Source organism: Stenotrophomonas sp. YJH_SMC_54 (assembly GCF_059368435.1).
Window position 1 is genome coordinate 173,481 of record NZ_JCAFRS010000006.1, and the last position, 12,714, is coordinate 186,194.

Annotated in this window: 8 protein-coding genes and 1 pseudogene; 1 reads left to right on the forward strand and 8 read right to left on the reverse strand. The window is 67.7% G+C overall.

The features are described from left to right. The first annotated feature begins 72 nt into the window (after positions 1-72). Positions 73-2,400: a penicillin acylase family protein gene (locus AC5P5S_RS09445; protein ID WP_062607509.1), complete on the forward strand. Its 2,328-nt coding sequence runs from the start codon at positions 73-75 to the stop codon at positions 2,398-2,400. Between the two features lie 82 nt (positions 2,401-2,482). Here AC5P5S_RS09445 and AC5P5S_RS09450 read toward each other — a convergent pair whose 3' ends face one another. From AC5P5S_RS09450 to map, 8 genes and pseudogenes are all read right to left on the reverse strand, one after another. After that, positions 2,483-3,871 (reverse strand): cation:proton antiporter domain-containing protein, encoded by a 1,389-nt coding sequence (locus AC5P5S_RS09450; protein WP_062607507.1) that lies wholly within the window; start codon positions 3,869-3,871, stop codon positions 2,483-2,485. Between the two features lie 99 nt (positions 3,872-3,970). Beyond that, a complete protein-coding gene (gene asnB / locus AC5P5S_RS09455) occupies positions 3,971-5,662 on the reverse strand; it encodes an asparagine synthase B (protein ID WP_062607505.1) in 1,692 nt (563 codons plus the stop codon). Between the two features lie 535 nt (positions 5,663-6,197). Then, the gene (dapE, locus tag AC5P5S_RS09460; protein ID WP_062607503.1) at positions 6,198-7,325 is read right to left on the reverse strand and encodes a succinyl-diaminopimelate desuccinylase; all 1,128 of its coding nucleotides are present in this window, start codon (positions 7,323-7,325) and stop codon (positions 6,198-6,200) included. After that, positions 7,322-7,693 (reverse strand): arsenate reductase, encoded by a 372-nt coding sequence (locus AC5P5S_RS09465; protein ID WP_172711779.1) that lies wholly within the window; start codon positions 7,691-7,693, stop codon positions 7,322-7,324. The genes dapE and AC5P5S_RS09465 overlap by 4 nt, the downstream gene beginning before the upstream one ends. A gap of 31 nt (positions 7,694-7,724) precedes the next feature. Beyond that, a pseudogene (locus AC5P5S_RS09470) lies at positions 7,725-7,991 on the reverse strand (hypothetical protein); the annotation flags it as partial. Between the two features lie 136 nt (positions 7,992-8,127). After that, positions 8,128-9,189, reverse strand: coding sequence for a 2,3,4,5-tetrahydropyridine-2,6-dicarboxylate N-succinyltransferase (gene dapD, locus AC5P5S_RS09475; protein WP_495276310.1), 1,062 nt, complete (start codon positions 9,187-9,189; stop codon positions 8,128-8,130). Further along, a complete protein-coding gene (locus AC5P5S_RS09480) occupies positions 9,189-11,798 on the reverse strand; it encodes a [protein-PII] uridylyltransferase (RefSeq protein WP_447610366.1) in 2,610 nt (869 codons plus the stop codon). The genes dapD and AC5P5S_RS09480 overlap by 1 nt, the downstream gene beginning before the upstream one ends. Positions 11,799-11,818: 20 nt before the next feature. Beyond that, positions 11,819-12,661, reverse strand: a complete 843-nt coding sequence (map, locus tag AC5P5S_RS09485; RefSeq protein ID WP_005408754.1) for a type I methionyl aminopeptidase — start codon at positions 12,659-12,661, stop codon at positions 11,819-11,821. Positions 12,662-12,714: the final 53 nt, after the last annotated feature.

The following is a 12,714-nucleotide window of genomic DNA, read 5'->3' on the forward strand; positions in this document are numbered from 1 at the left end:
GTGATCTAATCGGAATCAGTCGCAGTTGCGCCTGCGGCTACAATCGGCCCACGAGTTCGGAAAGGACGTGCGATGCGACGTACATGGCGTTGGGTGCTGGGCGTGTTGGTCGCCATCGTGCTGGTCACCGCACTGGTCCTGTGGCTGCTGCTGCGCGGCAGCCTGGCCGACCTGGACGGCGAGCATGCGCTGCCCGGCCTGGCCAGGCCGGTCACCATCGAGCGCGATGCGCTGGGCGTGGTCACCATCACCGCCACCAGCCAGGCCGACGCGATGCGCGCATTGGGCCGCGTGCATGCGCAGGAACGCTATTTCGAGATGGACCTGATGCGCCGCAGCGCGGCCGGCGAACTGTCCGCACTGTTTGGCCCGAAGGCGATCGATGCCGACAAGCGCATGCGCGTGCATCGGCTGCGCGCGCGCACCGAGGCGAACATGCAGGCTGCGCTGGGCGACAACGTCGACGCCGTGAGCGCCTATGTCGGTGGGGTCAATGAGGGCCTGGCCGGCCTCTCCGTGCGGCCATGGGCCTACCTGCTGCTGCGGCAGTCGCCGCAACCGTGGCAGGCCAGCGACAGCGTGCTGACCGGGCTGGCCATGTACGCCGACCTGCAGGACCCCGGCAACCAGACCGAGCTTGCACTGAGCCGCATCCGCGCAGTGGTGCCGCCGGCGCTGTACGCATTGATCGCCCACGACGGCACCGAATGGGATGCACCGCTGTTCGGCGAACCCACCGGCAACGCCGCCCTGCCCGATGCCAGCCAGCTCGACCTGCGCACATTGAAGGGAAAATCCGGCACCGCGCAGGAAGAGGTCGACGCCGTCGGCAGCAACAACTTCGCGGTGGCCGGTGCGCTTACCGCGGACGGTCGCGCGATCGTCGCCGACGACATGCACCTGGGCCTGCGCGCGCCGGGCCTGTGGTTCCGCGTGCGCCTGCGCTACCCCGATCCACAGGCCGCTGGCGGCCAGGTCGACGTCACCGGCTTCTCGCTGCCTGGCCTGCCGGCGGTGATCGTCGGCAGCAATGGCCACGTCGCCTGGGGCTTCACCAACAGTTACATAGACACCGCCGATTACCGCACTGAACCAGCCAACGCCACGGTGACCGTGCATGAAGAACGCATCGCCGTGGCCGGCCAGGGCGATGTGCGGTTCCCGGTACGCGAAACCGCCTGGGGGCCGATCCTGCACACGCATGCCGATGGCAGTGGCGATGCGCTGCGTTGGGTCGCCCACCTGCCCGGCGCGGTGCGGCTGGACTTCGGTGACCTGGCGCGCGCCGGTGACCTGGACGCTGCCCTGCGCTTCGCCGACCACGCCGGCATCCCCGCACAGAACCTGGTGGTCGGCGACCGCAGCGGACGCATCGCCTGGCGCCTGATCGGCGCCCGCCCCGACCGCGGTCCGGGCTGTGCACCGGCCGGCTTCACCGCCGCCAACAACCAGGACTGCGCCCCCTGGCCGATCCGCAGCGACGCCTCGCCGGCATTGATCGACCCACCGAACCATCGCCTGTGGACCGCCAACGGCCGCGTCCTCGACGGCGAGGCACTGGCCAATGTCGGCAACGGTGGTTATGACCTTGGCGCCCGCGCGCGGCAGATCCGTGATCTGCTCGCCATCCAGGACCGTTTCGACGAGCACGACCTGCTGGCGATCCAGCTCGACGATCGCGCGGTGTTCCTGCAGCGCTGGTGGGCCCTGCTGCACGACGTCATCGAGCGCAGTGACGACCCTGCACTGAAGCGTTTGAAGGAAGTCAGTCATCAATGGGGCGGTCGTGCCGCGGCCAGTTCGGTCAGCTACCGGGTAGTACGTGAATTCCGCACCCAGGTGATGGAGACGTTGTCCGATGCACTGCTGGCACCGGCCAATGCGCAGCTGGGTGATGACTACCTCGACCCGCGACTGGCGCAGCTGGAAGGCGTGGCCTGGCCGATGCTGCAACAGCGTCCGGCCCATCTGCTGCCACCGGCCTTCGACAGCTGGGATGCGCTGCTGATCGACGCGGCACGCCGTACCGAGAGCGAGCTGGCCAAGCCGGGACCGCTGTCCAAGCGCAGCTGGGGCGAACGCAACACTGCGGCGATCTGCCACCCCATCGCACGGGCGCTGCCGGGCATCGCCAAGCGCTGGCTGTGCATGCCCGCCGACCAGCTGCCCGGCGACCGTGACATGCCACGCGTGCAGACGCCGAACTTCGGTGCTTCCGAGCGCATGGTGGTCTCGCCCGGCCACGAGGCCGACGGCATCGTGCACATGCCGGGCGGCCAGAGCGGCCATCCACTGTCACCTTACTGGGGCGCCGGCCACGAGGACTGGGTGCATGGACGGCCGACGCCGTTCCTGCCCGGCAAGGCACAGCACGTGATGACACTGGTGCCGGCGCGGTAGTGCCGGCCACTCGCCGGCATCCATGCAGGTGTGTCCAGCATCATGAGGTTGCCGGCCAGCGGCCGGCACTACCGTTCAACGCTCAAGCCCTGCGACGCTCGATCAGGTTCAGCAGCGGCCCGGTCATCGCCGTGGTCACCAGCGCCATGACCACCAGCACCGCGAACAGGCGGTCGCCGAGCAGGCCCAGCTCGTAACCCAGGTTGAGCACGATCAGCTCCATCAGGCCACGGGTGTTCATCAGCGCGCCCAACCGCCATGCCTCGCGCGTGGGCATGCCGGCACTGCGTGCAGCACTGAAGGTGCCCAGCAGCTTGCCGGCCGTGGCCACCACGATCACCACCCCGCACAACACGATGTCGCTGGCCTGCAGCGCATCGGCACGCATGCGCAGGCCGGTCATGGCGAAGAACAACGGCAGCAGCAGGGTCACCGCAAACGGTTCGACGCGGGCCATCAACAGGTCGCGCAGCTGCGCGTTGGACGATACCGCGACGCCCGCCGCGAAGGCACCGAACAGCGCGTGGATGCCCAGCATTTCGGTGATCAGGGCACTACCCAACGACAGCAGCAGGATGCCGAGCAGCCAACGCCCCTCACGGCCCGGCGCGATCTGCTGGCGGGCGAACCACGGCTTCACCAGCCCCAGCATCAGCGCCACGAAGGCGACCACGCACAGCAGGTTGAGGCTGGCCGGCAGCCATCCACTGGCCTGTGCAGCCGCGACGATCAATGCCAGCAGGCACCATGCGGTGGCATCGCCCAATGCCGCGCAGGCGATGGCGGTCTGCCCCAGCGACGTCTGCGCGATGCCGCGGTCGGCAAGGATGCGCAGCAGCACCGGGAACGCGGTGATGCTCATCGAGATGCCGACGAAAAGTGCGAAGGCAGTGAAGCCCACGCCCTGCGGGCCGTGCTGCGGATACAGCCAGATCGCCAACGCGACGCCGAGCACGAACGGCACCGCGATACCGGCATGGCTGACCGTGAAGGCGAAACGCCGGCGGCCGCGCAGTGCCGCCAGGTCCAGCTCGGCACCGGCCACCAGCAGGAACATCAGCACGCCCAGCTGGCTGAGCATGCCCAGCGGCCCCAACGAGCTGGCCGGGAACAACGCACCATGCAACTGCGGCAGCAGGCTGCCGAGCACCAGCGGGCCCATCATCAGGCCGGCCGCCATCTCGCCAATCACCGCCGGCTGGCCGAACCGCTTCAGCAATGCACCGGCGCCCTTGGCTACCAGCAACAGCACCAGCAGCTGCAGCAGGAACAGGCCCAGCGGTGACGCCAGATGCTGCGCCCAGCTGCCTTCGGCAGCAACCGTGGCACGGGCGACCATCTCGGGCGCCGCCGGCGCGGCATACCGCGCCAGCAGCACGCCGGCCAGCAACGGCACCCCGGCCCACGCCAGATAACGCCATCCCCATTTCGTGGGCGGCGCGTGGCCGCCTGCCTGTACGTCCATGAACATTCCCCAATGCGCAGGGGGCGATCATACAAAAAGGGGACGGAGGGGATTAAGTCGTTTGTGCCACTAACGACTTAATCCCCTCCGTCCCCTTTTGGGGGCTTAGGCCAGTGCCTGCTCGTGCACGCCGGCGATCGCGCGTCCGGAAGGGTCGGCAGCTGCGGCGAAGCTGGCGTCCCACGCAATGGCCGCCGGCGACGAGCAGGCGATCGACTTGCCGCCCGGCACGGTCTCCGCGGCCGCACGGCTGGGGAAGAACTGCTCGAACAGGTGGCGGTAGTAATACGCCTCCTTGGTCTGCGGCGGGTTGTGCGGGAAGCGCTTGTCGGCCGCCGCCAGCACGCGGTCACTCACCTGCGCCTCGGCATGCGCCTTCAGGCCGTCGATCCATCCATAGCCGACGCCATCGCTGAACTGCTCCTTCTGACGCCACAGGATGCTGTCCGGCAGGTAGCCGTCGAATGCCCCGCGCAGCACCGCCTTCTCGATGCGACGGCCACCGAAGCCGGCACCGACCATCTTGTGCGCAGCATCGAAGCGCATCGCCACGTCGAGGAATTCACGATCCAGGAACGGCACGCGTGGCTCCACCCCCCAGGCCATCATCGACTTGTTGGCACGCAGGCAGTCGTAGTTGTGCAGCGCGTCGAGCTTGCGCACCAGCTCCTCGTGGAATTCACGCGCATCCGGTGCCTTGTGGAAATACAGGTAGCCACCAAAGATCTCATCGCTGCCCTCGCCGGAGAGCACCATCTTCACCCCCATCGCCTTGATCCGCCGCGCCAGCAGGAACATCGGCGTGGAGGCGCGGATGGTGGTGACGTCGTAGGTTTCGATGTGGCGGATCACTTCCGGCAGCGCATCGAGGCCTTCCTCGAAGGTGTATTCGAAGCCGTGATGCACGGTGCCCAGCGCTTCGGCAGCAATGGCAGCGGCAGCCAGATCGGGCGAGCCCTTCAAGCCGATCGCGAACGAATGCAGGCGCGGCCACCAGGCTTCGGTCTGCCCGCCATCCTCGATGCGGCGACGTGCATAGCGCGCGGCTACCGCCGCCACCAGCGACGAGTCCAGGCCACCGGACAGCAGCACGCCGTACGGCACGTCGCTCATCAACTGGCGTTCCACTGCATGCTCGAAGGCCTGGCGCAGTTCGGCCAGATCGGCCTGGCGACCCTGCACGTCGGCATAGTCACGCCACGGTTGCTGGTAGTAGCGCACCAGTTCACCGCTGGCACTGTCGAAATAGTGGCCCGGCGGGAACTGCGCGACATCGGCACAGGTATCGACCAGCGCCTTCATTTCCGAGGCCACGCGCAAGCGCCCCTGGGCGTCGTGGCCCCAGTACAGCGGCACCACACCGACCGGGTCGCGCGCCACCAGCACGCGTCCACTGTCACGGTCCCACAGGGCGAAGGCGAAGATGCCGTTGAGCTGTTCCAGCCACTGCGCCGGCGCGCCGCCCTGGCGGTACAGCGCGTTGATCACCTCGCAGTCCGAGCCGGTCTGGAAGTCGTAGGTGGTGGTCAGCGCCGCCTTCAACGCCTGGTGGTTGTAGATCTCGCCGTTCACCGCCAGCGCCAGCTGGCCATCGGCCGACAGCAGCGGCTGCGAACCACCGGCCGGATCGACGATGGCCAGCCGTTCATGGACCAGCAGCGCACCTTCGTCGAGGTACACGCCGCTCCAGTCCGGGCCACGGTGGCGCTGGCGTTGCGACAGTTCCAGCGCGTGGCGGCGCAGGGTGGGAAGATCGTCACCGGCCTGCAGGCCGAAGATTCCGAAGATCGAACACATGGGGGAGCTCCTGTTGGGGAATTTCACGGGTGGGAAGGTGTTCGACCGGCCATCCAGGCCCGGGCAGGCTGCGCCCGGGCACAAAAAAACCCGCATCGGCTGATGCGGGTTTTCTGGTGTCCGGGCGTGTGTTGCTGTCTATCTACCCAGGGCGCAGTCCCGCATCGGCCGCGCACGATTATTCGCGCGCAGATTATTGCGGTTGTTGTTGTTGACGGCGGTGGCCAAGCGGATCGACATGGCATCGACCGTACCCCGGTTTCCAGCGCGGCGCAACAGTTGCGTCGGCAACCAAGGCACCGGGGCACTGGTTGCCCTGCCCTGCCTGGGCCTGGCGCCTGCCAGACCCTCACCTGCCTTCGGCCCTGCCAGCGGCGGCCGGCTTGTTCGCCAGGCCCCAGGCGCAGCGCTTCTACATGGCGCGCCAAGCTACTGGGAAAAGGCGATCATGCCGCCGTTACTCACTCGTTTCGGACCAGGGCCCGGCTGCAGTCCTGCGGAAGGTGTGCCGACCGACGATCGGCATCCACCCTCCTCACACCAGCAGCCGTTCCACCAGCCGCTGGTACAGCCCCGGCAACGCTTCCAGATCGTCCACGCGCACGTTCTCGTCCACCTGGTGGATGCTGGCATTGACCGGGCCTACTTCGATGCACTGCGCGCCCAATGGCGCGATGAAGCGTGCATCGGAGGTGCCGCCGCCGGTGCTTTCTTCTGGCGCGCGGCCGATGTGCTCGGCCAGCACCGCACGCGCGGCGGCGCGCAGCGTGCCTTCCGGGGTGTAGAACGGCTCGCCGCTGCGATGCCACTTCAGCGTGTACTGCAGGCCATGCCGTTCCAGCAGTGCGGTGATCTCCGCCTCCAGCTTCGGCGCATCCCAGTGCGGGTTGTAGCGGATGTTGAAATCCACCTCGAGCTCACCGGGAATCACGTTGTTGGCACCGGTGCCGGCGTGGATGTTGGAGATCTGCAGGCTGGTCGGCGGGAAACTCTCGTAGCCTTCGTCCCAGCGCCGCGCGCATAGTTCTGCCAGGGCCGGCGCCGCCTGGTGAATCGGGTTGCGTGCCTTTTCCGGATACGCCACGTGGCCCTGCACGCCTTGGACGCGCAGTTTGGCCGACAGGCTGCCGCGACGTCCCACGCGCAGCAGATCGCCCAGCGTCGCGGTCGACGACGGCTCACCGGTGATGCACCAGTCGATGCGCTGCCCGCGTGCGGCGAACAGGCGTGCAACGTGGCGCACGCCATCGATGGCATCGCCCTCCTCGTCGCTGGTCAGCAGTACCGCCAGCGTGCCGGGATGGTCGGGATGGTCGGCGACGAACTGCTCGGCGGCCACCGCGAACGCCGCCACGCTACCTTTCATGTCGGCGGCACCGCGCCCATACAGCACGCCATCGCGGATCTGCGGCGTGAACGGGTCGCTGGTCCAGGACTCGCGCGGGCCGGTGGGCACCACGTCAGTGTGGCCCAGCAGAACCAGCACCGGCGCGCCCTGGCCATGGGTCGCCCATAGATTGTCAACGTCGCCCAGACGCAGATGATCGCACTGGAATCCGGCCTGCTTCAGCCGCGCCGCCAACAGCGCCTGGCAACCAGCATCGTCCGGCGTTACCGAAGGTCGCGCAATCAGCTCGCAGGTCAGGTCGAGGACCGCGCTCACGCAGCACCCACGCCGAAGCGGGCCTTGAAGCCGTTGTCACTGAAACCCTGGCTGACCGTGCCGTCGGCGGTAACCACCAGCGGGCGCTTGATCAGCTGCGGATACTCGCGCAGCAGCAGCTTCCATTCGGCCTCGGAGTCCGCGGCCTTGCGATTGTCCGGCAGCTGCCGCCAGGTGGTGGAGGACTTGTTGACCATCGCCGCCAGCCCCCCCAGCTGCGCGGCCCATTCCAGCAGCATTTCCGGGCTGGGCTTGTTGTCGCGGTAGTCGACGAAGGTGTACGGCACGCCGAAGCGGTCCAGCCACTTGGTCGCCTTCTTGCAGGTATCGCAGTTCTTCAAACCGTAGACAGTGGTGCTCATGGCCATCTGTGATGCTGGAAAACAGAGGGCCAGAATCTCACAACAGGCGCTCGGACACGACCCGGAACGGCACTCTCGGCAAGCGGAAGGCCAGGCCCGATGCAAGCGCCACGCCCATCGCCTGCAGGCGCGGGCACTGCAGCTCGCGTTCCAGGCGCAGCGGCTGCAGGCTGTCGAGGTCTACCGGCAGCGCGATGCGGGTGCTGGCCCAGCGACAGTCGCAGGTGCGGGCGATGGCCTCGTCCTGGCAGGTGAGGAAACGCAGGGGGGCCTGATGGCCACCGAAGGCGGCGCCGGCATCGGCCAGCGCCGCGACAGTGCGCGGCGCAGCCGGGTCCAGCGCGGGGCGTACAGCAGGCGCGGCAGCATCCGCCCCAACAGGGTGTCGGACGGATGCCGGTAGATCGCGGACTGCGCCAGATCCTCCGGCGCAGCCACCTTCAGTCGGCCAGGCCGCGCAGCAGGTCGTTGACGCTGGTCTTGCTGCGGGTCCTGGCATCAACCTGCTTGACGATCACCGCGCAGTACAGCGAATGCGTACCGTCCTTGCTCGGCAGCGAGCCGGACACCACCACGCTGTACGGCGGGATGTAGCCGTAGGTGATCTCGCCGGTGGCACGGTTGTAGATGCGGGTGCTCTGGCTGAGGAACACGCCCATGCCGATCACGCTGTGGTGTCCGACCACCACGCCTTCCACCACTTCCGAACGCGCACCGATGAAGCAGTGGTCTTCAATGATGGTCGGGCTGGCCTGCAGGGGTTCCAGCACGCCGCCAATGCCGGCACCGCCGGACAGGTGGCAGTGCTGGCCGATCTGCGCGCACGAACCCACGGTGGCCCAGGTATCGACCATGGTGCCTTCACCGACATAGGCACCGATGTTGGTGAAGCTCGGCATCAGCACGACGTCCTTGCCGAAGTACGTACCGCGGCGGGCAATCGCGCCCGGCACCACGCGCACGCCACCACGGCGGAACTTCGCTTCGTCATAACCGGCAAAACGCGATTCGACCTTGTCCCAGAACGGCGCCGGACGTGCGTCGACCACGGCCATGTCGTTGACGCGGAAGTACAACAGCACGGCCTTCTTCAGCCACTCGTTGACCTTCCAGCCACCGTGGCCGTCCGGTTCGGCAACGCGGAATTCGCCGCTTTCCAGGCCATCGATCACACGGTTGACCAGCGGCCTGGTCGAGCCTTCCAGTTCGTGCAGGGTCAGCGTGGCGCGGCGTTCGAAGGCACTTTCGATGCCGAACTTCAGTTCTTCCACGCCCGGCGCGGCCGGCTTGCGCAGCGACTTGCGGGCGATGGTTTCGGCGCGTGCGGCTTCTGCGCTCTTGGCCGGGGCCTTCTTCGGTGCTGCCACCTTCTTCGCCGGCGCCTTCACCGCCGCGGCTTTCTTCGGCGCGGCAGCCTTCTTCGCGGCCGACACGGCGGCAGTTTTCTTGGCCGCTGCGCTCTTGGCGGTGGCAGCAGTCTTCTTAACAGGCTTGGTGGCCATCAGGCGGGGTCTCCGGCGTTTCGATCAGGGTCCAGGCAGGCCAGCATCGCGTCATGCAGCTGCTGCCGGGCAGGTTCAGTCAGGGGGAGGTCGTGTTCGTCACTGATCACGAAGGTGTCTTCGGCGCGTTCGCCGAACGTGGCAATGCGTGCATCATGCACGCGCAGGCCCTGGTTGCGCAGCACGAACGCCACGTCGGCCAGCAGGCCGGGGCGGTCGGGTGCGACCAGGGCAAAACGGGTTGCGCCCGGTTCATCGCGGAACTCGATGCGCGGCGCGAAGCGGAAATGGCGCAGCTGGCGTGGCACCACCCGACGCGACGGGCGCAGGCGCGACAGGTCACCACTGAGTGCCTCGCGCAGCGCGGCCTCCAGGTTGGCGCTGCTGCCATCGGCGAAGCTGTCGGCCGGGTTCACTTCGAAGGTATCGAAAATGGTGTCGGCCGGGCCATCCAGCACGCGCGCGCGATGGATCCCGTAGCCCTTGCGGTCCAGGGTCATCACGATGGCGGCGAACAGGCCGTCGCGGTCCGGCGAATGCACGAACACTTCCAGTGCCGGGTCATCGACACTGATGCGGCGCACCTTCACCAGCGTCTGGCCCTGCTTCACAGGTACCAGCGCGGCGGCCTGCCAGGCCAGCTGCTCCGGGCGCAGGCGAATGAAGCCCTCATCCGGCATCACGGCGAACTGGCGGTCGATGGTGGCGTCGTCGTAACCCTGCTCGCGCACCAGTGCGCGCACGCTGTCGCGCGCCTCTGCCACGCGCTCGGCCGCCGGTACCGGATGCTCGAGCCCTTCGCGCAGCGCGCGCCGGGTGGCGAAATACAGATCGGCCAGCAGGCGGTCCTTCCACGCGTTCCACAGTTTCGGGCTGGTGCCGGCGATATCAGCGCAGGTCAGCAGGTACAGATAGTCGAGGCGGTCGCGGCTGCCCACCAGGGTGGCGAAGCGATGGATTACCACCGGGTCGGCGATGTCCTGCTTCTGCGCGGTCACCGACATGCGCAGGTGCTGTTCGACCAGCCACGCCACCAGTTCGGTATCGGACGTGCTCAGCGCATGCGCCTGGCAGAACGCGCGCGCATCGACCGCGCCCAGTTCGGAATGGTCGCCGCCGCGGCCCTTGGCAATGTCATGGAACAGGCCGGCCAGCAGCAGCAGCTCCGGCTTGCGCAGGCGCGGCCAGACTTCATGGGCGATCGAGAAGCGTTCGTCGGCACGGCTGCTGGCGAACAGGCCGATGTTGCGCAGGACCATCAGCGTGTGCTGGTCGACGGTATAGACATGGAACAGGTCGAACTGCATGCGCCCGCTGACCTGGGCGAACGCGGGAATCCACTGGCCGAGCACGCCCAGCCGCGCCATGCGCGAAAGCGTATCGACCGGGCGATGACCACGCAGCAGGGTCATGAACTGCTCGCGCGCGTCGGTGTCGGCCTGGTCGTAGGCTGGCAGCAGCGGCAGCGCTTCGGCCAGCGCGCGCGCGGTCAGCGAATGCAGGCCGCGTACCTGCGGATTGTTGGCCCAGCTGGAGAACAGCGCAAACACCTGGCCGATATCGCCACGCGGCCAGTCGGCCTCGTTGGCGGCCAGGTAGCCGCGGCGCAGGGAGAAGCCCACGGTCAGCGGTTCCGGCTGCGCTTCGCCATCGAACTGTTCCTCGAAGCGCTGCAGCAGGCGGTCGCTGATCCGCCGCACCACCAGCGCGGCGCGGTAGAAGCCCTGCATCATTTTCTCGACACCGAGGTTCTCGGCGTCGTCTTCGAAGCCCAGGCGCGCGGCCAGGGTCTTCTGGTAATCGAAACGCAGGCGCCCTTCCGGGCGACGTGCTACCAGGTGCAGGCCGAAGCGCAACCGCGCCAGCACCGCACGTTCGCGCTTGAGCGCCGCGGCTTCGTCGGCACCCAGATGGCCGAGCCCGACCAGGGCTTCCAGGTCGCGCACGCCAAAGGCGCGCAGAGCCATCCAGCCCAGCGTGTTGAGATCGCGCAGGCCACCGGGGCCATCCTTCAGGTCCGGCTCCAGGTTGTCGGCGGTATCGCCGAAACGCTGGTGCCGGTTGCGCAGCTCTTCCAGCTTGGCCAGGAAGAACGCGCGTGCCGGCCACAGTTCGCGGTCGTCGATGGCCTCGCGAAGCGCGCGGCGCGCCGCATCATCAGCCAGGATCGGGCGCGCCTCGATCAGCGCGGTCAGCACGGTCTGGTCCGTCGCCGCCTCGCGGCACTGGGATGCAGAACGCACCGCATGGCTGACCGCCAGCCCGCAATCCCACAGCAGCGCAAACAGGCGCGCCAGTGCCGCTTCGTGCGCCAGCTGTGCCGGCGGGCCGCCGAACACCAGCAGGTCGATGTCCGAGCGCGGGAACAGCTCACCGCGCCCATAGCCGCCCACCGCGAACAGCGACAGGCCACTCTCGACTGGCAGGCAGCGCTGCCACGCCAGGCGGATCAGATGGTCGGCGGCACGCGCGCGCAACGCCAGCAGGCGCTCGATGTTGTCGCCCTGGTCGAAACGGCGGTACAGGCGCGCGTCAGCCTGCTGCAGCGCCTGGCGCGCGGCAGCAGCCCAGTCCGGGTCGTTGAGCGACGCGGCCGGCGTGTCCAGCAGCGAACTCGCCGGCAGCATCCTCAGGAGACCTGCGACTCGCCCGGCGACAGCGTCAGCACGTCGACGCCGGTCTCGGTGACCGCGATCATGTGCTCCCACTGCGCCGACAGCTTGCGGTCCTTGGTCACCACGGTCCAGCCATCCGGCAGCACCTTGTTGTAACGGGTGCCCTCGTTGATCATCGGTTCGATGGTGAAGGTCATGCCCGGCTGCAGCACCAGGCCCTGGCCCGGGCGGCCGTAATGCACCACCTGCGGCTCGTCGTGGTAGACCTTGCCGATGCCGTGGCCGCAGTACTCGCGCACCACGCTGAAACGCTCGCCTTCGGCATAGCTCTGGATGGCATGGCCGATGTCGCCCAGGGTTGCGCCCGGACGCACCGCACGGATGCCGCGCCACATCGCTTCGTAGGTGGTTTCCACCAGGCGGCGGGCCATCACCGACGGCGTGCCGACGAAGTACATGCGGCTGGTGTCGCCGTGCCAGCCGTCCTTGATGACGGTGACGTCGATATTGATGATGTCGCCATCCTTCAGCACCTTCCCTTCGCTGGGAATACCGTGGCAGATGACGTTGTTGACCGAGGTGCACACGGTCTTCGGGAAGCCGCGGTAGCCGACGTTGGCCGGAATCGCGCCCTGCACGTTCACGATGTGGTCGTGGCAGATGCGGTCCAGCTCCTCGGTGGTGACACCGGGCTTGACGTGGGGGGTGACGATGTCGAGCACTTCGCTGGCCAGGCGGCCGGCGATGCGCATCATCTCGATTTCCTGCGGGGTTTTCAGATTCACGCTCATGGCGCCCATTATCGCCGATCCCGCTGCAATCTGAACGAACGCCACCCAACTGGCGATCCGGGGCATGCACGGTTCCGGCAAGGAAAGTGAAAGCGTGACGATCTCCACCCTTTCGCACG

Bases quoted from the DNA above. Each gene is read 5' to 3' on its own strand.
- AC5P5S_RS09445 (WP_062607509.1), top strand. From the start codon at position 73: ATGCGACGTACATGGCGTTGGGTGCTGGGCGTGTTGGTCGCCATCGTG.
- AC5P5S_RS09450 (WP_062607507.1), bottom strand. From the start codon at position 3,871: ATGTTCATGGACGTACAGGCAGGCGGCCACGCGCCGCCCACGAAATGG.
- asnB (WP_062607505.1), bottom strand. From the start codon at position 5,662: ATGTGTTCGATCTTCGGAATCTTCGGCCTGCAGGCCGGTGACGATCTT.
- AC5P5S_RS09465 (WP_172711779.1), bottom strand. From the start codon at position 7,693: ATGGCCATGAGCACCACTGTCTACGGTTTGAAGAACTGCGATACCTGC.
- dapD (WP_495276310.1), bottom strand. From the start codon at position 9,189: ATGGCCACCAAGCCTGTTAAGAAGACTGCTGCCACCGCCAAGAGCGCA.
- map (WP_005408754.1), bottom strand. From the start codon at position 12,661: ATGCCCCGGATCGCCAGTTGGGTGGCGTTCGTTCAGATTGCAGCGGGA.